This is a genomic window from Microbacterium sp. (assembly GCF_031178445.1).
In the GTDB taxonomy this organism is placed as follows: Bacteria; Actinomycetota; Actinomycetes; order Actinomycetales; family Microbacteriaceae; genus Microbacterium.
In genome coordinates, this window is the sequence record NZ_JAPSIY010000002.1 from 231,803 (window position 1) to 252,524 (window position 20,722).

Consider the following 20,722-nt stretch of genomic DNA (forward strand, 5'->3'; position numbering starts at 1 on the left):
CGGCTCGGGTGGTGGCACGCGCCGGCAATAGGCTGGATGGATGCCGTCTCCGTTCGATCAGTCGTCGTATCAGGTCCGCCACGAGTGGGGCGTTGAGGGGCTCGCCCGGCTCGCCCCGGCCGACATCGTGGTCGTCGTCGACACCCTGCGCTTCTCGTCCACGTTGGCGGATCTCGTCGCCGACGGTCGCACGGTCGCGCTCGACGAGGCCCGCGCCTGGTCGACGAACGGCGCCGTCGTGGCAGGCGCCGCCGCCGCCGACACCGCGGCAGTGGTGCTGCTGGGAGGCATCAGGAACGCAGCCGCCGTGGCCCGTGCGGTGATGACGATCCAGGAGCGGCGCGCGGCGCGCACGTCGGTGACCGTGCTGGCAGCGGGCGAGCTCGCGGTCGACGGCTCGCTCCGCTTCGCGGTCGAGGATCAGCTCGGTGCGGGCGCGGTGATCGCTGCGCTGACCGACCTCGGCATCGATCACTCGTCGCCCGAGGCTGCGGCGGCCGCCGAGTCGTATCGTGCGCTTCGCCGGGCGCTGCGGCACCTGCTCTCGGCGAGCGGCTCCGGGCGCGAGCTGGCGGACGGGGTGGCGTCGACCGCGCGGATGGAGGCGTCCGGCATCCGGCCCGCGTCGGTGGCCGAGGCCGCTGAGCCCGATGCGGTGGATGCCGTGCCGGTGCTGCACGACGGGACTTTCACGGCGTTCGCCTGATCCGCGCCGCGCGCCGCCGCGGTGCGGCAGGGCGAGCCCGTAGGGTCGGGCTATGAGGTACCTGCCCGCCTTTCTCGTCGACGCCGTCCTCGTGCTGATCTTCGCGGTCATCGGCCGCGCTTCGCATCAGGAGGATCCATCGGGCTTCCTGATCACGGCATGGCCGTTCCTGGTGGCCCTGGTCGCCGGTCATCTGCTCGCGGCGCTCGTTCCGATGCGGCCGCGCCGGCCGTGGTCGCTCGGCTGGGGCGTGGTGGCGTGGGTGGTCGCGGTGGCCGGGGGGATGCTGCTGCGTGTCGTGAGCGGCGGCACCGCCGAGACGCCGTTCATCATCGTCGCGGCCATCGTGCTGGCGGCGTTCCTGATCGGCTGGCGGCTGATCGCCCTCCTCGTGCGCCGCTACCGCTCGCCGCGCGCGACGTAGCGGTCACCGGAGGCGAGCCGATCGCTCAGCGCTCGGCGAGCGCGGCGATCCGGTCTGCGGCCGTGATCTCGCGACGCGTCCACTCGAAGAGGTAGCGCTGATCGAAGCGCGGCGAGCACTTCGCACACGACGTGGCCCTCGCCGGTTTGCGATGGCGGTAGGCGACGTGTCCGGCCGGGCACCGACCGATCCACGGCGCCAGTTCCGTGGCCGTCTCACCCGTGTGCGTCGTGCCTCCGACGTAGCCCAGTTCGCGTGCCGCGCGCTTCCACTCCGGGCCGTGCGCGGCGGCGTGGCCGACGATGGCGTGGGCCACCTCGTGCAGCAGCGTCTGGTGGATCTCGTCGTCTTCGAAGCGGGCGGCGAGGTACCGCGAGACGGTGATGCGCTTGCGCCGGTAGTCGCAGAGCCCGGCCCGGCGCTTGGCGTTGTCGAAGTCGAAACTCCACGACTCGTCGAGGTGCAGTCTGATAAGCGCCTCGCCCCAGACGCGCACCCGGTTCAGATCCGCCATGAGATCAGCGTAGATCCGACGGCCGACATCCGGTACGTGGGCGGTCAGATCAGCAGCGCGGGCTGCTGGGTGGTGCGCCGTTCGGCCGCTTCGATCGCCAGCAGAGACACTTCGAGGTCGTCATCGCCCGCACCGGCCTCGCGACGCAGGAACAGCGAGCGCTTGAAGCTCTCGCGCGCCTGCTCGTAGTCGCCGCCCTCGTAGGCGTTCTTGCCGTGATGCTGGTGTGCGAACGCGGCGATCCCTGCCCAGCCCTGGCCCTCCGCCTCGCTGGCGCACGTGGCCAGTTCCTGGGCGGCTGCAGCGCGGGCGCCGCGGCGCTGCAGCACCGTCGCGTGCAGTACTCGAGCGCGCAGCAGGTCCTTGCGGGTGCCAGCCATGCGCGCCTGCCGCACGGTCTCTTCGGCGAGTTCGAGCGCCTCGTCCAGACGATCGAGCACTTTCAGCAGCCACACCCGCTCGAGCAGCACCGGAAGGCTGCGCTGCTGTTCGATCTCGCTGAGGCGCTCAGCGCACTCACGCTGGTCCACCACTTCACGAAGGGTGTCGGGGTCGTATCCCTGGATCAAATTCACGACGTAGAACTCCTCTCCGTGACCGTTCCAGTCTGCCTGCCCGATCCGGGAAAGGACCGAGGCACGCCCTGCACGTCCGCATCCGGTTGTGGCCCCGCCGCGTCGCGCCCCCGCGACGGATGCTTTTCGTCGCTGGGGTGGTGTCTGGGCCTGCGTTCTCCATCTGCTGCCCGTGCGGGCGGATGCTTTTCGTTGGTGTGGTGGTGTCTGGACGGCGTTCGCCATCCGCTACCCGCTGACGGCGAGGCGGGCGCGCGCCGTCAGCGGAGGAAGATCGAGGCGTCGGGGCGGGGCGAGGCCACGGCATCCGCGTCGGTGACGACGGCGGCGCCGCGGGCGAAGGCGTCGACCTCGTCGCCCTGGGCGATCTTCGCCGGATGCGGTCCTGCGGCGAGCACACGCGGAAGCCAATCGGTGGGCAGGGCGGTGGCGGATGCGGCCAGCACGAGGTTGCCGAACCGGCGGCCCTTCAGCACCTGCGCGTCGGCCAGCACGGCGACCTCCGGGAACACCGCCTGCACCGTCGCGACCTGTCGGCGGGCGAACGCGAGCCCAGGTCCGTCGGCGACGTTGACGAGCAGCACCCCCGAGGGCGCGAGCAGCGCCGACAGCTCGCGGTAGAACTCGAGGCTCGTCAGATGCGCGGGGGTCTGCGCCCCTGAGAACACATCCGACACCACCGCATCGCATCGACCGACGAGCGCGGGCGGCAGCCGGCGCACGCCCTCACGCGCATCGCCGATCCGCACGCGGATCGCAGCTCCGCGCGGCAGCGGCAGGTGCTCGCGCACGAGCTGCACGAGCGGTGCCTCGAGCTCGATGACCTGCTGACGCGAGCCGGGCCTGGTGGCCTCGATGTACCTCGGGATCGTGAGGGCACCGGCGCCGAGGTGCACGACGCTGAGCGGGGCGCCCGGCTTCGCCAGCTGATCGATGATGGCGCCCATGCGCACGATGTACTCGAAGTGCAGGTGCGTCGGATCGTCGAGGTCTACGTGAGACTGCGGGGTGCCGTCCACGATCAGCTCGAAGCCGTTCGCGAACTCGGACGGCGCGATCTGCGCGGTTCCGCCGTGGTCGAGCCGCGCCTGCGGATTCTCGGCGTCGCGCCCACGTGCTCGTCCCATGGCATCGAGCGTACTGCCGCGCTCACCAGGCCCGTTCCCGGCCCCGCACAGGCCGTCCACCTTCCGACGTCTGTCGCGCGAAGCATCCCGCCCCACCGCATCCGCGCGCCGGTGCCGGTGCTTCAGCGGCGGCGACCGGTGCAGGTCTGCTGGTTCAGGTCGATCCCGCTGATCTCGGGGGAGAGGGTCTCGCGGTCGCTCGGCGACGGCTCCGGTGAGCTCGAGGGGGAACCCGAAGGTGACGAGGAGGCAGAGGGCGCGGGTGTCCCGCCCACCGCGCCGCCGTGGTTGCTGGCCTCGCCCGTGATCTCGAGCGACCGGCCGGCCTTCAGCGCCTCCCAAAGCGGCTCGGCCGCGCGGCGGTTCGGCACGACCCGGTCCGCGTCCGCCGGATCCTCCAGGGTCGGATACTGCACGAAGACGAATTCGTCGAAGGGCACGTCGTTCAGCGCCAGTGCGAGCTGGGCCATGCGCAGCGGGTCGGCGAGCTCTTTGCTGGGCTGCACGTTGCGCGCGATCGTGTCGGCGAGTCTCAGTACCGTCGGCACGTCGCTGAGCGTCTCGCTGCTGAGCACCTTGCGCGCCAGCCGCGACATGTACTGCTGCTGGTTCGAGATCCGTGCGAGATCGCTGCCGTCGCCCACCCCGTTGCGCGTGCGCAGGAACTGCAGCGCCCAATAGCCCTCGACCGTTCGCGGTCCCGGCTCCCAGTCGATGCCGGTCTTCGGGTCGCGCAGTCCGCCTTCCCCGATGCACACCTCCACGCCGCCGACGGCCTCGGTGATCTCCATCACGCCGTCGAAGCTCAGCTTGGCCGCGAAGCCGATGGGCACATCGCTCAGCTGCGTCACCGTCTTCGCGACGCAGGAGAGACCGGCGTGCTCGAACACTCCGTTGATCTGCGCCTTGCCCATCGCGGATGCCGTCGATCCGTCCTCTCTGACGCACTGAGGCACCTCGACCATGAGGTCGCGCGGGAACGAGACCGCGGTCACCTTTCGTGGCGCGGCTGAGACGTGAACGAGCAGATTGACGTCGTTGAGGGTGCCCTCCTCGCGGAGGCAGCGCTCACCGAGCAGCTCCTTCGAGACCTCGCCGCACTCGTCGGTGCCGATCAGCAGGACGGCGAACTCGCCGGGGTATTCGCCGAGCTGCGGCGGAGCGACCGAAGGTGCGCCCTCGAGCGTGACGGCGTCTTCGCCGACGCGCGACGCCAGGTCGGCGACGAGGAACCCGGTCACGCCGAGCGCGGCGACGGTGAGCACGGCGAGGGCGACACCGAGCATGCGCAGCAGGGAGCCCACTGCAGTGGGTGTGCGGTGCGGGGCGTGCTTCGCCACCGGCTGTCGCTTCATAGCCTGACCCTACCCGCCGGCATCACGCAGACCGATACCTGATCGCGACCGAGCCGATACCGGATCGCAATCCACGCGAGTTGGCATCGCGGCTCTCGATGAGTAGCGTCGGATCATCACGTGAGCGGATGCGCCGAAGCATCCGTACGCGCAATGAAGCGTCCACAGAGAGGCAGACCATGCTCAACAACCCCATGCGCAGACGGCCGATCGCCGCAGTCGCAGGCGCCGCAGTGGCGGCCATGCTCCTCGCCGGCTGCGTCGCCAGCCAGCGCGACGACGACACGCCCGACCAGGGCGCCGGTGAGGTCGACAGCACCTTCATCTTCGCCGCGTCGTCCGACCCCGCCAGCCTCGACCCGGCGATCGCCCAGGACGGCGAGACGTTCCGCATCTCGCGCCAGATCTTCGAGGGCCTGGTCGGCACTGAGCCAGGCACCGCCGACCCCGCTCCGCTGCTCGCCGAGGAGTGGGACTCCTCCGACGACGGCATGAGCCACACCTTCACCCTGAAGCAGGACGTCACGTTCCACGACGGCACGCCGTTCAACGCCGAGGCGGTCTGCTTCAACTTCGACCGCTGGTACAACTGGACGGGCTCGATGGCATCGGAGGCGCTCGGCTACTACTACAACAAGCTGTTCAAGGGCTACGCGTCGAACCCCGCCGACGCCGTGTACAAGTCGTGCACCCCCGACGGCGAGGACAAGGTCACGGTCGAGCTGAACAAGCCGTTCGCCGGCTTCATCGCCTCGCTCTCGCTGCCCGCATTCGGCATGCAGAGCCCATCGGCGCTCGAGGAGTTCAAGGCCGACGAGGTCGGCGGCACAGCCGAGGCCCCCGTGCTCTCGGAGTACGCGAAGGCGCACCCCGTCGGCACCGGTCCGTTCAAGTTCGAATCGTGGTCGCCGGGTGAGAACGTCACCCTGACCGCCTACGAGGACTACTGGGGTGAGCAGGGTCAGATCGAGGAGGTCATCTTCCAGATCATCGGCGACGCGACCGCCCGCCGCCAGGCGCTCGAGGCCGGAACGATCGACGGCTACGACCTGGTCGGCCCGGCCGACACCCAGGCGCTCGAGGACAAGGGCATGTTCATGACCTCGCGTCCGCCGTTCACCATCCTGTACCTCGCCTTCAACCAGGCCGTGCCTGAGCTGCAGGACATCAAGGTGCGTCAGGCGCTGTCGTACGCCATCGACAAGGATGCGCTGATCTCGCAGGTGCTTCCGGAAGGGACCGAGAAGGCCACCCAGTTCGTGCCCCCGGTCGTCAACGGCTACAACGACGAGGTCACGACGTACGACTACGACCCCGAGAAGGCGAAGTCGCTGCTCGAGGAGGCCGGCTACACCGCCGACAACCCGCTGGCACTGACGTTCAACTACCCGGTCAACGTGTCGCGTCCGTACATGCCCAACCCCGAGCAGATCTTCACGGTGCTGTCGAAGCAGCTCGAGGAGGCGGGTGTGCAGATCACCCCGAAGACCGACCCCTGGAACCCGGACTACCTCGAGCGCATCACGGCGGGAGCCGACCACGGCATCCACCTGCTCGGCTGGACCGGCGACTACAACGACACCGACAACTTCGTCGGCGTGTTCTTCGGCCAGAAGAGCGCGGAGTGGGGCTTCGACAACCCCGAGCTGTTCCAGAAGCTCACCGAGGCGCGCGGCGTCTCGAGCCTCGACGAGCAGACGCCGCTGTACGAGGAGATCAACGCGGATGTAGCGGAGTTCATCCCCGGTGTGCCGCTGGCTCACCCCGCGCCGACGCTCGCTTTCGACCCGCGCGTGAAGAGCTACCCGGCCAGCCCGGTCAACGACGAGGTGTTCACCGAGATCGAACTGACCGAGTAAGCCGCCCGCTCGCGACCGCGCATCCGGGTCCGATGACGGACCCGGATGCGCGGGCGCCGCGACCTCCGGAGATCTTCTGTGCTGCGCACCATCGGCAGGCGACTGCTTTTCCTCATCCCCACCCTGTTCGGTCTGAGCCTGCTGCTCTTCGCCTGGGTCCGCGCCCTTCCGGGCGGACCCGCCATCGCCCTCCTCGGTGAGAAGGCGACGCCGGAGGCGATCGAACGTGTCAACGGGCTCTACGGCTTCGACCGGCCGCTGTACGAGCAGTACTTCACCTGGATCGGCCGGCTCCTGCAGGGCGATTTCGGCTCGTCGATCGTCACCTCGCGCCCGGTCGTCGAGGAGTTCTTCCGCCGCTTCCCCGCAACGATCGAGCTCAGTGTGCTCGCCCTGATCTTCGCGGTCGGCGTCGGCATCCCGCTCGGCTACTGGGCAGCCCGTCGGCACGGCCGGCTGAGCGACCACTCCGCGGTGGTGTTCAGCCTGATCGGCATCACCATCCCGGTGTTCTTCCTCGCCTTCATCCTGAAGTACGTCTTCGCCGTGCAGCTCGGATGGCTGCCGTCCGCCGGCAGGCAGGACCCCCGCATCGACGCGACCCACGTGACGGGCTTCTATGTGTGGGACGGCATCATCACCGGTGAGTTCGACGCCGCGTGGGACGCCATCCTGCACCTCATCCTCCCTGCGCTGGCGCTGGGCACCATCCCGCTGGCGATCATCGTGCGCATCACCAGGGCCAGCGTGCTCGAGGTGCAGAACGCCGACTACGTGCGCACGGGCAAGGCCAAGGGCGTCACCCAGAGCACGCTGCGCAGCAGGTTCATCCTGCGCAACGCGATGCTGCCCGTCATAACGACCATCGGCCTGCAGACCGGCCTGCTGATCTCGGGGGCGGTGCTCACCGAGACGGTGTTCGCCTTCCCCGGCATCGGCTCGTTCCTCGCGCGATCGATCTTCGCGCGCGACTTCCCGGTTCTGCAGGGGTTCATCATCTTCATCGCGATCGCCTACGCGTTGATCAACCTGGCCGTCGACGTGTCGTACAGCCTGATCGATCCGAGAGTGAGGGTCCAGTGATGAGCGCGACGCTCCCACCCGCACAGGGGCCAGGCGAGGTGCTCGACACCGTCGCCGTGGCTCAGGCCGAGATGAAGGGCGGCGGCGGTGGCTTCTGGCACGACGTGTTCCGTCGCCTCCGCCGGAACCCCACCGCATGGATCGGTGCCGTCATCGTCGTGCTGTTCCTCCTCGTCGCCGCCCTCGCGCCGATCCTCGCGCCCTACGCCGAGACGGCGCTGCCCGGCTCTCGCAACATCACGCCGACGCACATCCCAGGGCCTGGCGAACTCGCCGAGTTCCCGCTCGGGCTCGACAGGTTCGGCGGCGATGTGCTGTCGAAGCTGATCTGGGGCGCCCAGGCGTCGCTCCTGGTCGGGGTCGTGTCGACGGCGCTCGGCCTCGTCGGAGGAATGCTGCTCGGCCTGCTCGCAGGCACGTTCGGCGGCTGGGTCGACACCGTGATCATGCGCATCGTCGACATCATCCTCTCGGTGCCGAACCTGCTGCTCGCCGTGTCGATCGCTGCGATCCTCGGTCAGACGCCCTCGGCCGTGATGATCGCCATCGGTGCATCGCAGGTGCCGATCTTCGCCCGCCTGCTGCGCGCGTCGATGCTGCAGCAGCGCTCCAGCGAATACGTGCTGTCCGCGCAGACTCTGGGCCTCGGTCGCGGGCGCATCACCATGTCTCATGTGCTGCCGAACGCCATCGGGCCCGTGATCGTGCAGGGAACGCTCACGCTGGCCACTGCGGTGATCGACGCCGCTGCGCTGTCGTTCCTGGGACTCGGCGGCGGCCGCCCCGAGACGGCGGAGTGGGGGCGGATGCTGACCTACGCCCAGAACGAACTGGCGATCGCGCCGTGGCTGGCCTTCTTGCCCGGCATCTGCATCGCCGTCACCGCACTCGGGTTCACGCTGTTCGGCGAGGCCCTGCGAGAGGCGATGGATCCGAGGACGAGGGCACGATGAGAGACGAAGCGATGAACGACGACAACGTCCGCGCCGATTCCGGCCGCGTCCGCGACAGCGCGGTGAGCCAGCCGCTGCTGCAGGTTTCTGGCCTGGCCGTCGACTTCACGACCATGGACGGCGTCGTGCACGCCGTCGAGGGCGTCGACCTCGAGATCGCACCCGGTGAGACGGTCGCGATCGTCGGCGAGTCCGGTTCGGGCAAGTCGACCACCGCGATGGCGGTGATCGGCCTGCTCGCCTCGGGCGGGCACGTCGCCCGCGGCAGCATCCGGCTCGACGGGCGGGAGCTGGTGGGGATCTCCGAGAGCGAGCTGCGCGACATCCGCGGCCGTGACATCGGCATGGTCCCGCAGGATCCGATGTCGAACCTCAATCCGGTCGCGAAGATCGGCACGCAGGTGGCGGAGACGCTGCTCGCGCACGGCATCGCAACCCGCAGGGACGTCGACGCCAAGGTCATCGCCGCACTCTCGGCCGCCGGTCTTCCCGACCCCGAGCGCCGGGCCAAGCAGTATCCGCACGAGCTCTCCGGAGGGTTGCGCCAGCGGGCGCTGATCGCGATCGGGCTGGCGTGCAGGCCGAGGCTGCTGATCGCCGACGAGCCGACCAGCGCACTGGACGTCACCGTGCAGAGAACGATCCTCGATCAGCTCGATGACATGACCCGCGAGCTCGGCACCGCGGTGCTGCTGATCACCCACGATCTCGGTCTGGCCGCCGAGCGCGCGCAGCGCGTCGTGGTGATGCATCGCGGACGAGTCGTCGAGCAAGGGGCGGCGCGGCAGATCCTCGAGGCCCCGCAGCATCCGTACACGCAGAGCCTGGTGAAGGCTGCGCCCTCGATCGCCGCCGCCCGGCTGCGGCCCGAGGTCTTCCATGCCGAGGAGCGCCGAGGCGCAGAGACGGATGCGGGGGACGCGGCATCCGACAACATCGTGGAGATCGAGGGCCTGCGCAAGGTGTACCCGGTGCGCGGCCGCGGTGAGGACTTCGTGGCCGTGGACGACGTCTCGCTGGTGATCCCGCGCGGTGAGACGGTCGCGATCGTGGGGGAGTCCGGTTCGGGTAAGACCACGACAGCGCGGATGCTGCTGAAGCTGATCGAGCCGACGGCGGGAACCATCCGCTTCGAGGGCCGTGACGTGTCGACTCTCGACCGGGCGCAGGCGCGGGAGTTCCGCCAGCGCGTGCAGCCGGTCTTCCAGGACCCGTACTCGAGCCTGAATCCGATGTTCACGATCGAGCGCCTGATCGCCGAGCCGCTGGAGTTCTACAAGCGCGGCAGCCGGGCCGAACGGCGCGCACGGGTGAGGAAGCTGCTCGACGACGTCGCCCTGCCGCACTCGATGCTGCAGCGCTACCCGTCGGAGCTGTCCGGCGGGCAGCGCCAGCGTGTCGCCATCGCCCGTGCTCTCGCGCTGTCGCCCGACCTGGTGGTGTGTGATGAGCCGGTGTCGGCGCTCGACGTGCTCGTGCAGGATCAGGTGCTGACTCTGCTCCGCGATCTGCAGCAGGAGTACGGCCTGAGTTACCTGTTCATCTCGCACGACCTCGCCGTGGTCCGCCTGATCAGCGACTACGTGTGCGTGATGAAGGACGGCGCGCTGGTCGAGGCCGCCAGCTCGGAGGAGATCTTCACGAACCCGCGCGACCCCTACACTCGACGTCTGCTGGCGTCGATCCCGGGCAACGAACTGGGCATCGCATCCTGATCGCCGCCCGGGAGAAGCTCACCGCACGCGTCGGTGCACGGTCAGCAGCACCCCGTCGCCGTACACGGTCGCCTCGCTGAGCTGCCACGCCGTCTTGTCCGGCGTGTCGGCCCAGAGTCGGCGGCCATGACCGAGCAGCACCGGCGAGGCCATCAGGTGGATCTCGTCGACGAGGTCTTGTGCCAGCAGGGCCTGGACGAGACGGATGCTGCCGGGGACGGAGATCTCACCGTCGACCGAGTCGCGCAGTCGGCGCACCTCGTCGGGCAGCTCGCCGCGCAACACCGTGGTGTTGGTCCAGGCGGCGTCGGTGAGCGTCTGCGAGACGACGTACTTCGGCATGCCGTTGTACTTGTCGGCCAGCTCTCCGGTGTACTGCGGCCATGCCGACGCGAAGCCTTCGTAGGTGCGGCGGCCGAGCAGAAGCGCATCGGCGCCGAGGGCCTCGGTCTCCTTGTACCGCTCGCCCTCGGACCCCCGGTCGACCTCGAAGCTCCAGTTCGGGTAGCGGAAGTCCTCGCCGCCCGGTGCCTCCACCACGCCGTCGAGGGAGATGAACTCAGTCACGACGATGCGTCCCATGTCAGTTCTCCTCGATGAAGGTGCGAAGCTCGGCTGCCAGCACGTCGGCAGTGGTGCCATGATTCTCGCCGGGCACCGGCTTGAGGGTCGCCGTCGGCAGAATGCCCGCGATCGCGCGTGCACCGGCGGCGAGGAACGGCCACGTGCCGGTTCCGTGCATCACCAGTACGGGGATGCGGATGCCGTCCCACCGCGCCGGATCGAGCGGTCGGCCGGACATGATGTCGCCGATCTGGCGGCCGTCGTGTGCGATGGTCGGCGCGATCCGCTCCAGGCCCGCCCACACCTCGTCGTTCTGCCGCATCCCGGTGACGAACTCCTCCGGCATTCCGACCGCGGTCGTCATGAACAGGGCGACGGCGTCGCCAGGACGCCCGTCGGCGATCGCCGCTTCGAGGCGCTCGACGTAGTCGGACGGGATCGGCGGACGTGCGTCGTCGACGAGGGCGTTGGGCTCGAACAGCGCCAGCCGTGCGACCGGCGCACCGGCCTGGACGGCGTTGAGTGCCATGTTCCCGCCCGACGACCACGCGAACACTGTGGACGGCGCGCCGCCTGCGGCCTGTTCGATCACGGCCGCGAGGTCCTCGAACTCCCGCTCGCGGGCGTACGGTGCGGTGTCGCCGCTCTCACCGCGGCCCCTGCGGTCGTAGTTGATGACGAGATGACGATCCGCGAGCAGCTCAGCCGTCGCCGCGTTCTCGGGCGTCGTCGCGCGGTGCGCGGTGGCGCCGTCGACGATGATGATCGGTTCTCCGCCGCCCCAGGCCGTGTAGGCGATCCGCGTGCCGTCGGCCGAGGTGACCGTGCCGTGTTCCATGAGCGTTCCCTTCGTGAAGCGGCCCTGTGCCGCGTTGCGTTCAGGTTAGGAACCGGCCGAGTGCTCGGTCTTGTACAGAAGCGACATCGCGTGCCCGCCCTGGCTCTGCAGCTGCGTGGCGCTGCGGCCGATGAACCGGCGCAGCGACCGGGCGAGGTGAGGCTGGTCGTAGTACCCGGCGAGGTGCGCGACCTGAGCCGCGGGCAGCCCGTCCATGAGCAGCAGCGCGGCCTCCCTGGCGCGTTCGACCTGGCGGATGGTGCCGTGGGTGAGGCCCGTCGCCGACAGCACGCGGCGCTGCACGGATCGCGCGCCCACCCTGGCGACGCCGCCGCAGACCACGTCCTCGACCAGGGGGTCCCGCTGCAGCAGCCCCGCTCGCACCAGGCGCTGCACGAGCAGCTCCGCATCGTCGATGGCGGGGATCTCCCAATCCTCGCCGCCGAGCCGGAACGTGCGCGCGGTGGTGCGCGGGCTCTCCCGGTGCGCATCGACCAGCTGAGACGGGGAGAGGAGCGGCATCACGGCTCCGTGGGCGAAGGTGATGCCGAACGTCTCGGAGTCCTCGGCGATCGCCACTTCGGTCGGGCCGGCCTCGGGCCCGCGCACTGCCGCGTGCACGCCGTCGCGGTCGTCCCAGAAGACCAGCTCCCAGGTCGACGTCGCGACCGAGGTCATCGCATCGGGTCCGGTCGCCAGTCCCCGCCAGACGCGCGAGACGTAGGGGGAGTCGGAGGAGCGGTGGATGCTTTCGATCGGCACGCGGGGCGCTCCCTCCGTCGGCCGCGCCGGACGCCGGCGTCGCGTGGATGCCGCCACTTTACGATCGCCGCCGCACAGGCGACAAGACCTCGTGTGAGGGCGCCCGGCGCGAGTTGGGCTTGTGCCGCGGTGGGTGGAGGTCTAGAACGGTGCTGTGCGGCGACGACGCCGCATCCGGTCGCCGGTGGGCGCTCGGGTTTCCTCTGGGGTTAGGAATGCAGATGAAGAAGACAGCGATCGGCGCCGCGCTCGGGCTCATGCTCGTGCTGGGCGGCGCAGGGGCGGCGACGGCGGGGGAGTACAACGGACAGGGGGGTGACATCCGCGGCGGCGACAAGGCGCACTCGGCGTGTCACTTCTCGGGCCGGGACCTTCCCGACGATGTCGAGGGGAACCCATTCCCGTTCCTCGACGATGACGAGTACACGGACGGTCACGTGCAGAACTACGGCCAGTACGTCCGAGCCGGGGTCAAGGGCCTCGAAGGCGGACCCGGTGTGGCCTGTCGCGGCAACGTGATGCACGAGGAATGAGCATGACCGCCCCCGGTCGGCGGGCGGTGCGCTCGGCGACCGGGGACGGTGGGTGCTCAATACCTCAGCTTCCGGAAATGGTCAAGGACTCCGCTTGCCATGTCGCGAAATCGTGCGTATAGTTGGTAGTTGCGCTCGCTTCTCCGTGCCCTCATATGGTGGTCGGCATCGTCGAGCTCTCGCGCGCGCACTCCACCGACGACAAGGAATCGACTAGCCCTGCCCGGGCTCACGGAGGTTATTCCCTTGGCTGCTGCTCGCAACGCATCCACTCCCACCACCACCAACAAGAACGGACGCGGAGCATCCCGCCTCTCGTTCGCCAAGATCTCCGACACGCTCACGGTCCCCGACCTGCTCGCGCTGCAGACCGAGTCCTTCGGCTGGCTCGTCGGCAACGACGCGTGGAAGGCGCGCGTCGCCGAGGCCAAGAAGGCCGGACGCACCGATGTCGCCGAGATCTCGGGTCTGGGTGAGATCTTCGAGGAGATCTCCCCGATCGAGGACCTCGGCGAGACCATGCAGCTCTCGTTCACGAACCCGTACCTCGAGCCCGAGAAGTACTCGATCGAGGAGTGCAAGGAGCGCGGCAAGACCTACGCCGCCCCGCTGTACGTCGAGGCCGAGTTCATGAACCACCAGACCGGTGAGATCAAGACCCAGACCGTCTTCATGGGCGACTTCCCGCTGCAGACCGACAAGGGCACGTTCATCATCAACGGCTCCGAGCGCGTCGTCGTCTCGCAGCTGGTCCGCTCGCCCGGTGTGTACTTCGACAAGACGCCCGACAAGACGAGTGACAAGGACATCGTCACCGCTCGCGTCATCCCCAGCCGCGGCGCCTGGCTCGAGTTCGAGGTCGACAAGCGCGACCAGGTCGGCGTGCGCATCGACCGCAAGCGCAAGCAGTCGGTCACCGTCTTCCTGAAGGCGCTGGGCATGACGAGCGAGGAGATCCTCGCCGAGTTCGCCGGGTTCCCCTCCATCGAGGAGACGCTGTCGAAGGACACCATCCTCACTCAGGAAGACGCGCTGCGCGACATCTATCGCAAGCTGCGTCCGGGCGAGCAGGTGGCCGCCGAGGCCGCGCGCTCGCTGCTCGACAACTTCTACTTCAACCCGAAGCGCTACGACCTGGCCAAGGTGGGTCGCTACAAGATCAACCACAAGCTCGGTCTCGCCGCCGCGCTGACCGACTCGGTGCTGACGCGCGACGACATCGTCGCGACCATCAAGTACCTCGTGCGCCTGCACCGCGGCGACGAGTCGTTCGAGGGCGTCCGCTCGGGTAAGAAGGCCGAGATCCGCATCGCGGCCGACGACATCGACAACTTCGGCAACCGCCGCATCCGCGCCGTCGGCGAGCTGATCCAGAACCAGGTCCGCACCGGTCTGTCCCGTATGGAGCGCGTCGTCCGCGAGCGCATGACGACGCAGGACATCGAGGCGATCACCCCGCAGACCCTGATCAACGTGCGTCCCGTCGTGGCCGCGATCAAGGAGTTCTTCGGCACCTCGCAGCTGTCGCAGTTCATGGATCAGAACAACCCGCTCGCGGGCCTGACCAACAAGCGCCGTCTGTCGGCGCTCGGCCCCGGTGGTCTCTCGCGTGACCGCGCGGGCGTCGAGGTGCGAGACGTGCACCCGTCGCACTACGGCCGCATGTGCCCGATCGAGACTCCTGAAGGCCCGAACATCGGCCTGATCGGTGCGCTCGCGACGTTCGCGCGCATCAACTCGTTCGGCTTCATCGAGACCCCGTACCGCAAGGTCGAGGGCGGCAAGGTCACCGACCAGATCGACTACCTCACGGCAGCCGAGGAGGTCGACTTCAACATCGCCCAGGCGAACGCACCGCTCGACAAGGACGGCCGCTTCACCGAGAGCCACGTGCTGGCACGCCCCCGCGGCGGCAGCGGTGAGGTCGACCTGTTCCTGCCCGAGGAGATCGGCTACATCGACGTCTCGCCGCGCCAGATGGTGTCGGTTGCGACCTCGCTCGTGCCGTTCCTCGAGCACGACGACGCGCAGCGCGCCCTCATGGGCGCCAACATGCAGCGTCAGGCCGTTCCGCTTCTGCGGTCGGACTCGCCGCTGGTGGGCACCGGTATGGAGGGCTACACCGCCATCGACGCGGGCGACGTGGTCACCGCCGAGAAGGCCGGTGTGGTCACCGAGGTCTCGGCCGACAAGGTCGTCGTCATGCTCGACGAGGGCGGCACGCAGGAGTACCACCTGCGCAAGTTCGACCGGTCGAACCAGGGAACGTCGTACAACCAGCGCGTGATCGTCGGCGCCGGTGAGCGCGTGGAGGTCGGCGAGGTCATCGCCGACGGTCCCGCCACCGACAACGGTGAGCTCGCCCTCGGAAAGAACCTGCTCGTCGCGTTCATGCCGTGGGAGGGTCACAACTTCGAGGACGCGATCATCCTCAGCCAGGAGCTGGTGAAGGACGACACCCTCTCGTCGATCCACATCGAGGAGTACGAGGTCGACGCCCGCGACACCAAGCTGGGCAAGGAGGAGATCACCCGTGACCTCCCCAACGTCAGCCCCGAGCTGCTGAAGGACCTCGACGAGCGCGGCATCATCCGCATCGGCGCCGAGGTGCGTCCGGGCGACATCCTCGTCGGCAAGGTGACGCCGAAGGGCGAGACCGAGCTGAGCGCCGAGGAGCGTCTGCTTCGTGCGATCTTCAACGAGAAGAGCCGCGAGGTCCGCGACACCTCGCTGAAGGTTCCGCACGGTGAGCAGGGCACGATCATCGCCGTCAAGGAGTTCAACGCCGAGGAGGGCGACGACGAGCTGGGCTCGGGCGTCAACCGCCGCGTCGTGGTCTACATCGCCCAGAAGCGCAAGATCACCGAGGGTGACAAGCTCGCCGGCCGTCACGGCAACAAGGGCGTCATCGCGAAGATCCTGCCGGTCGAGGACATGCCGTTCCTCGCGGACGGCACCCCGGTCGACGTGGTACTCAACCCGCTCGGCATCCCGGGTCGAATGAACTTCGGCCAGGTGCTCGAGACCCACCTCGGATGGATCGCCAAGCAGGGCTGGAAGATCGAGGGCAACCCGGAGTGGGCCATGAAGCTCCCCGAGGAGGCCCGCGACGTGGCACCGAACACCAAGGTCGCGACCCCGGTGTTCGACGGCGCCAGCGAGCAGGAGATCTCCGGTCTCCTCGACTCCACCCTTCCGACGCGTGACGGCGTGCGCCTGATCGACTCGTCGGGCAAGACGCAGCTGTTCGACGGCCGCTCGGGTGAGCCGTTCCCGGCTCCGATCTCGGTCGGCTACATGTACATCCTGAAGCTGCACCACCTCGTCGACGACAAGATCCACGCGCGTTCGACCGGTCCGTACTCGATGATCACCCAGCAGCCGCTCGGTGGTAAGGCGCAGTTCGGTGGTCAGCGCTTCGGTGAGATGGAGGTGTGGGCCCTTGAGGCCTACGGCGCCGCATACGCGCTCCAGGAGCTCCTCACCATCAAGTCCGACGACATCCTCGGACGCGTCAAGGTGTACGAGGCGATCGTCAAGGGCGAGAACATCCAGGAGCCCGGCATCCCCGAGTCGTTCAAGGTGCTCATGAAGGAGATGCAGTCGCTCTGCCTGAACGTCGAGGTCCTCTCGGCCGACGGTACCGCGGTCAACCTCCGCGACACCGATGACGAGGCCTTCCGCGCTGCGGAGGAGCTCGGCATCAACATCTCCAGCCGTTTCGAAGCCGCATCGATCGACGAGATCTGATCCGGCGCCATTCGACTAGCGACAGATTTTCTAAACAGGAGAACTAGTGCTCGACGCAACTACTTTCGATGAGCTTCGAATCGGCCTCGCGACCGCTGACGACATCCGCGGATGGTCCTACGGTGAGGTCAAGAAGCCTGAGACGATCAACTACCGCACGCTGAAGCCCGAGAAGGACGGGCTCTTCGGCGAGCAGATCTTCGGCCCCTCCCGCGACTGGGAGTGCGCCTGTGGCAAGTACAAGCGGGTCCGCTTCAAGGGCATCGTCTGCGAGCGCTGCGGCGTGGAGGTCACCAAGAGCTCCGTCCGCCGCGAGCGGATGGGTCACATCGAGCTCGCCGCGCCCGTGACGCACATCTGGTACTTCAAGGGCGTGCCCTCGCGCCTCGGGTACCTGCTCGACATGGCGCCGAAGGACCTCGAGAAGGTCATCTACTTCGCCGCCTACATGGTGATCTCGGTCGACGAGGAAGCTCGTCACCGTGACCTCGCCACGCAGGAGAATAACATCCGCCTCGAGCTGAAGACGCTCGGCGACCGCCGCGACGCCAAGATCGCGGAGCGCCTGGCCAAGCTGGAGGAGGAGCTCGCCGCTCTCGAGGCGGAGGGTGCCAAGGCCGACGCCAAGAAGAAGGTCAAGGACGCCGCCGAGAAGGAGATGTCCCAGATCCGCAAGGGCGCCGACGACGCGATCGCCAAGCTCGAGCGCGTCTGGGAGGACTTCCGCACGCTCGAGGTCGGCGCGCTGCGCCCGGAGGACGACGTCTTCCACGAGCTGCAGGACCGGTTCGGTCAGTACTTCGAGGCCCACATGGGTGCGGAGTCGATCAAGCGCCGCCTGGAGACCTTCGACCTGGCCGGCGAGGCCGAGAGCCTGCGTCTGCAGATCTCGGAGGGCAAGGGCCAGCGCAAGATCCGTGCGATCAAGCGCCTGAAGGTCGTCAGCTCGTTCCTGGAGACCGGCATGAGCCCGGCCGCCATGGTGCTCGACGTCGTGCCGGTGATCCCGCCGGAGCTGCGCCCGATGGTGCAGCTGGACGGTGGCCGCTTCGCGACCTCCGACCTGAACGACCTGTACCGTCGCGTGATCAACCGCAACAACCGTCTTCGTCGTCTGATCGACCTCGGCGCGCCCGAGATCATCGTCAACAACGAGAAGCGGATGCTGCAGGAGGCCGTCGACGCGCTGTTCGACAACGGTCGCCGCGGACGCCCCGTCACCGGTACCGGCAACCGCGCCCTGAAGTCCCTCAGCGACATGCTGAAGGGAAAGCAGGGTCGCTTCCGCCAGAACCTGCTCGGAAAGCGCGTGGACTACTCGGGCCGTTCGGTCATCGTCGTCGGTCCGCAGCTGAAGCTGCACCAGTGCGGTCTGCCCAAGCAGATGGCCCTGGAGCTCTTCAAGCCGTTCGTGATCAAGCGCCTGATCGACCTCGGTCACTCGCAGAACATCAAGGCGGCCAAGCGCGCCGTCGAGCGCACGCGCCCCGAGGTGTGGGATGTGCTCGAGGAGATCATCCGCGAGCGTCCTGTTCTGCTGAACCGTGCACCCACCCTGCACCGCCTCGGCATCCAGGCCTTCGAGCCGCAGCTCGTCGAGGGCAAGGCGATCCAGCTGCACCCGCTCGTCTGCGCCGCCTTCAACGCCGACTTCGACGGTGACCAGATGGCTGTGCACCTGCCGCTGTCGGTCGAGGCTCAGGCCGAGGCCCGTGTGCTGATGCTCGCGTCTAACAACATCCTCAAGCCGTCGGACGGACGGCCGGTCACCCTGCCCTCGCAGGACATGATCATCGGCCTGCACCACCTGACCACGGTCAAGGAGGGCGCTGCCGGTGAGGGTCGTGCGTTCGGCTCGGTCTCCGAGGCGATCCTGGCCAAGGACGAGGGCACCCTCGACCTGCAGGCGAAGGTCCGCATCCGCATCCCTGGGCTCACCTTCCTCGAGGGCGAGGCTCCCGAGGGCTACGAGAAGCACGGCCTCGTCGACGCTTCGCTGGGTCAGGCGATCTTCAACGACGCGCTGCCGAAGGGCTACCCGTTCGTTCGCGAGGTCGCAGACAAGGGCAAGCTGTCGCAGATCGTGAACAAGCTGGCCGAGGAGTACCCCAAGGTCGAGACGGCCGCCACGCTGGACCGCATCAAGGACGCCGGTTTCCACTGGGCGACCCGCTCCGGTGTGACGGTCGCGCTGAGCGACATCCTCACCCCGCCGAACAAGGCCGAGATCGTCGCGGGCTACGAGAAGCAGGCCGCCAAGGTCCAGTCGCAGTATGACAAGGGTCTGACCACCGACGCCGAGCGTCGTCAGGAGCTCATCAAGATCTGGACCGAGGCGACCGACGAGGTCCAGGCCGCGATGAAGGCCCACTTCCCGGCGGACAACACCATCAACCGCATGGTGTCTTCGGGTGCACGTGGTAACTGGCTGCAGATCCGCAACATCGCGGGTATGCGCGGTCTGGTGAACAACCCCAAGGGTGAGATCATCCCGCGTCCGATCATCTCCTCGTACCGCGAGGGGCTGTCGGTGGCGGAGTACTTCATCGCCACGCACGGTACCCGTAAGGGTCTGGCCGACACCGCCCTGCGTACCGCCGACTCGGGTTACCTGACCCGTCGTCTGGTGGACGTGTCGCAGGACGTCATCATCCGCGAGGAGGACTGCGGCACGACCAAGGGCCTCGAGCTGCCGATCGCGGCGCCGAACTCGCAGGGCGAGCTGGTGCGCGACGCGAACGTGGAGAACTCCGTGTTCGCCCGTACGCTGGCCGCCGACGTCGTGAACGAAGCCGGCGAGGTCCTGGCATCCGCCGGTGACGACGTGGGCGACGTGCTCATCGACAAGCTGGTGGCGCTGGGCGTCGAGAACATCAAGGTCCGCTCCGTGCTGACCTGTGACTCGGCCGTCGGTGTCTGCGCGCAGTGCTACGGCCGCTCGCTAGCGACCGGCAAGACCGTGGACATCGGCGAGGCCGTCGGCATCATCGCGGCCCAGTCGATCGGTGAGCCCGGTACCCAGCTGACGATGCGTACCTTCCACACCGGTGGTTCGGCATCCGCCGACGACATCACGCAGGGTCTGCCTCGTGTGCAGGAGCTCTTCGAGGCCCGTACCCCCAAGGGTGCGTCCCCGATCGCCGAGGCCGATGGCCGCATCACGATCGAGGAGACCGAGAAGGCGAAGAAGATCATCCTGACGCCCGACAGCGGCGACGAAGAGGTGGTCTACCCGGTGCTGAAGCGTGCGACGCTCCTCGTCGAGGACGGCCAGCACGTCACGGTCGGTCAGCCGCTGCAGGTGGGAACGCTCGACCCCAAGGAGGTCATGCGCGTCATGGGCGCCCGCGAGGTGCAGAGGTACCTCGTCGGCGGCGTGCAGGGCGTGTACCGCTCGCAGGGTGTGCCGATCCACGACAAGCACATCGAGGTCATCGTGCGCCAGATGCTGCGCAAGGTCACGGTCGTCGACCACGGCGACACGACGCTGCTGCCCGGTGAGATGGTGGACCTCAAGCGCTACCAGATGATCAACCGCGAGGCCGTGTCCGAGGGCAAGCGCCCCGCGTCGGGTCGTCCGGAGCTGATGGGTATCACGAAGGCGTCGCTCGCGACCGAGTCGTGGCTGTCGGCGGCATCCTTCCAGGAGACGACCCGCGTGCTCACGCAGGCCGCCATGGAGGGCAAGCGCGACCCGCTGGTCGGTCTCAAGGAGAACGTCATCATCGGTAAGCTCATCCCGGCCGGAACCGGTCTGTCCAAGTACCGCAACATCACGGTGGAGGCGACCGAGGAGGCCAAGAGCGAGCGCTACCCGAACCGGATCTTCGCGTCCGACGGGGCGTACGCCGACGGCGACTTCGGGTACGTCGACTTCGACGCGTTCTCGACCGACGACATCACCCCCGGCACGTACAACTGATTGAGGCGAGTGCCGGCGAGCTTGCTCGCCCGGCCGAGCCGA

General features: G+C 68.3%; 16 protein-coding genes. 9 read left to right on the forward strand and 7 right to left on the reverse strand.

The window, feature by feature from the left end; genetic code table 11:
- Positions 1–40: 40 nt before the first annotated feature.
- Together RIN43_RS03965 and RIN43_RS03970 are read left to right on the forward strand one after the other, a co-directional pair.
- Positions 41–706, forward strand: a complete 666-nt coding sequence (locus RIN43_RS03965) for a 2-phosphosulfolactate phosphatase (RefSeq protein WP_309127583.1) — start codon at positions 41–43, stop codon at positions 704–706.
- Positions 707–758: 52 nt separating this feature from the next.
- Positions 759–1,130 (forward strand): DUF3054 domain-containing protein, encoded by a 372-nt coding sequence (locus RIN43_RS03970; RefSeq protein ID WP_309127584.1) that lies wholly within the window; start codon positions 759–761, stop codon positions 1,128–1,130.
- A gap of 25 nt (positions 1,131–1,155) precedes the next feature.
- On the opposite strand, the gene RIN43_RS03975 is transcribed toward RIN43_RS03970, so the two are convergent.
- The 4 genes from RIN43_RS03975 to RIN43_RS03990 form a co-directional block, all read right to left on the reverse strand.
- Positions 1,156–1,644, reverse strand: coding sequence for a SprT-like domain-containing protein (locus RIN43_RS03975; protein WP_309127585.1), 489 nt, complete (start codon positions 1,642–1,644; stop codon positions 1,156–1,158).
- A 44-nt stretch (positions 1,645–1,688) separates the two neighbouring features.
- Positions 1,689–2,219 carry a hypothetical protein gene (locus tag RIN43_RS03980; RefSeq protein WP_309127586.1) on the reverse strand — a complete coding sequence of 177 codons (531 nt, stop codon included), beginning with the start codon at positions 2,217–2,219 and terminating at the stop codon, positions 1,689–1,691.
- Between the two features lie 260 nt (positions 2,220–2,479).
- A complete protein-coding gene (locus tag RIN43_RS03985) occupies positions 2,480–3,346 on the reverse strand; it encodes a fused MFS/spermidine synthase (protein WP_309127587.1) in 867 nt (288 codons plus the stop codon).
- A 122-nt stretch (positions 3,347–3,468) separates the two neighbouring features.
- Complete coding sequence (locus RIN43_RS03990) at positions 3,469–4,701, reverse strand: LCP family protein (protein ID WP_309127588.1); 1,233 nt, start codon at positions 4,699–4,701, stop codon at positions 3,469–3,471.
- Positions 4,702–4,880: 179 nt separating this feature from the next.
- Between RIN43_RS03990 and RIN43_RS03995 the strand changes: the two genes are divergently transcribed.
- The 4 genes from RIN43_RS03995 to RIN43_RS04010 all read left to right on the forward strand — a co-directional run bounded on the left by RIN43_RS03995 (position 4,881) and on the right by RIN43_RS04010 (position 10,311).
- Positions 4,881–6,560, forward strand: a complete 1,680-nt coding sequence (locus tag RIN43_RS03995; RefSeq protein ID WP_309127589.1) for an ABC transporter substrate-binding protein — start codon at positions 4,881–4,883, stop codon at positions 6,558–6,560.
- Positions 6,561–6,638: 78 nt separating this feature from the next.
- Positions 6,639–7,643 carry an ABC transporter permease gene (locus tag RIN43_RS04000; protein WP_309127590.1) on the forward strand — a complete coding sequence of 335 codons (1,005 nt, stop codon included), beginning with the start codon at positions 6,639–6,641 and terminating at the stop codon, positions 7,641–7,643.
- Positions 7,643–8,596: an ABC transporter permease gene (locus tag RIN43_RS04005; RefSeq protein ID WP_309127591.1), complete on the forward strand. Its 954-nt coding sequence runs from the start codon at positions 7,643–7,645 to the stop codon at positions 8,594–8,596. Before RIN43_RS04000 ends, RIN43_RS04005 begins: the two co-directional genes overlap by 1 nt.
- Positions 8,597–8,607: 11 nt before the next feature.
- The gene (locus tag RIN43_RS04010) at positions 8,608–10,311 is read left to right on the forward strand and encodes an ABC transporter ATP-binding protein (RefSeq protein ID WP_309127802.1); all 1,704 of its coding nucleotides are present in this window, start codon (positions 8,608–8,610) and stop codon (positions 10,309–10,311) included.
- A gap of 18 nt (positions 10,312–10,329) precedes the next feature.
- Here RIN43_RS04010 and RIN43_RS04015 read toward each other — a convergent pair whose 3' ends face one another.
- Genes RIN43_RS04015 through RIN43_RS04025 form a run of 3 tightly spaced genes read right to left on the reverse strand, consistent with a single transcriptional unit; the run spans position 10,330 to position 12,475 of the window.
- Positions 10,330–10,893, reverse strand: coding sequence for a dihydrofolate reductase family protein (locus tag RIN43_RS04015; RefSeq protein WP_309127592.1), 564 nt, complete (start codon positions 10,891–10,893; stop codon positions 10,330–10,332).
- Between the two features lies 1 nt (position 10,894).
- Complete coding sequence (locus tag RIN43_RS04020; protein ID WP_309127593.1) at positions 10,895–11,713, reverse strand: alpha/beta hydrolase; 819 nt, start codon at positions 11,711–11,713, stop codon at positions 10,895–10,897.
- 45 nt (positions 11,714–11,758) lie between these two features.
- Positions 11,759–12,475 (reverse strand): helix-turn-helix domain-containing protein, encoded by a 717-nt coding sequence (locus tag RIN43_RS04025; protein WP_309127594.1) that lies wholly within the window; start codon positions 12,473–12,475, stop codon positions 11,759–11,761.
- A gap of 221 nt (positions 12,476–12,696) precedes the next feature.
- Between RIN43_RS04025 and RIN43_RS04030 the strand changes: the two genes are divergently transcribed.
- The 3 genes from RIN43_RS04030 (at position 12,697) to rpoC (ending at position 20,680) form a co-directional block, all read left to right on the forward strand.
- Entirely contained in the window at positions 12,697–13,008 is a 312-nt protein-coding gene (locus RIN43_RS04030; RefSeq protein ID WP_309127595.1) for a hypothetical protein, read from the forward strand.
- Positions 13,009–13,254: 246 nt separating this feature from the next.
- Entirely contained in the window at positions 13,255–16,758 is a 3,504-nt protein-coding gene (locus RIN43_RS04035; protein WP_309127596.1) for a DNA-directed RNA polymerase subunit beta, read from the forward strand.
- A gap of 46 nt (positions 16,759–16,804) precedes the next feature.
- Positions 16,805–20,680, forward strand: coding sequence for a DNA-directed RNA polymerase subunit beta' (rpoC, locus tag RIN43_RS04040; RefSeq protein ID WP_309127597.1), 3,876 nt, complete (start codon positions 16,805–16,807; stop codon positions 20,678–20,680).
- Positions 20,681–20,722 lie beyond the last annotated feature (42 nt).

What these genes read in the sequence shown, in the direction of transcription:
- RIN43_RS03965 (WP_309127583.1), top strand. Translation starts at nt 41, where the DNA reads ATGCCGTCTCCGTTCGATCAGTCGTCGTATCAGGTCCGCCACGAGTGG.
- RIN43_RS03970 (WP_309127584.1), top strand. Translation starts at nt 759, where the DNA reads ATGAGGTACCTGCCCGCCTTTCTCGTCGACGCCGTCCTCGTGCTGATC.
- RIN43_RS03975 (WP_309127585.1), bottom strand. Translation starts at nt 1,644, where the DNA reads ATGGCGGATCTGAACCGGGTGCGCGTCTGGGGCGAGGCGCTTATCAGA.
- RIN43_RS03985 (WP_309127587.1), bottom strand. Translation starts at nt 3,346, where the DNA reads ATGGGACGAGCACGTGGGCGCGACGCCGAGAATCCGCAGGCGCGGCTC.
- RIN43_RS03990 (WP_309127588.1), bottom strand. Translation starts at nt 4,701, where the DNA reads ATGAAGCGACAGCCGGTGGCGAAGCACGCCCCGCACCGCACACCCACT.
- RIN43_RS03995 (WP_309127589.1), top strand. Translation starts at nt 4,881, where the DNA reads ATGCTCAACAACCCCATGCGCAGACGGCCGATCGCCGCAGTCGCAGGC.
- RIN43_RS04005 (WP_309127591.1), top strand. Translation starts at nt 7,643, where the DNA reads ATGAGCGCGACGCTCCCACCCGCACAGGGGCCAGGCGAGGTGCTCGAC.
- RIN43_RS04010 (WP_309127802.1), top strand. Translation starts at nt 8,608, where the DNA reads ATGAACGACGACAACGTCCGCGCCGATTCCGGCCGCGTCCGCGACAGC.
- RIN43_RS04015 (WP_309127592.1), bottom strand. Translation starts at nt 10,893, where the DNA reads ATGGGACGCATCGTCGTGACTGAGTTCATCTCCCTCGACGGCGTGGTG.
- RIN43_RS04020 (WP_309127593.1), bottom strand. Translation starts at nt 11,713, where the DNA reads ATGGAACACGGCACGGTCACCTCGGCCGACGGCACGCGGATCGCCTAC.
- RIN43_RS04030 (WP_309127595.1), top strand. Translation starts at nt 12,697, where the DNA reads ATGAAGAAGACAGCGATCGGCGCCGCGCTCGGGCTCATGCTCGTGCTG.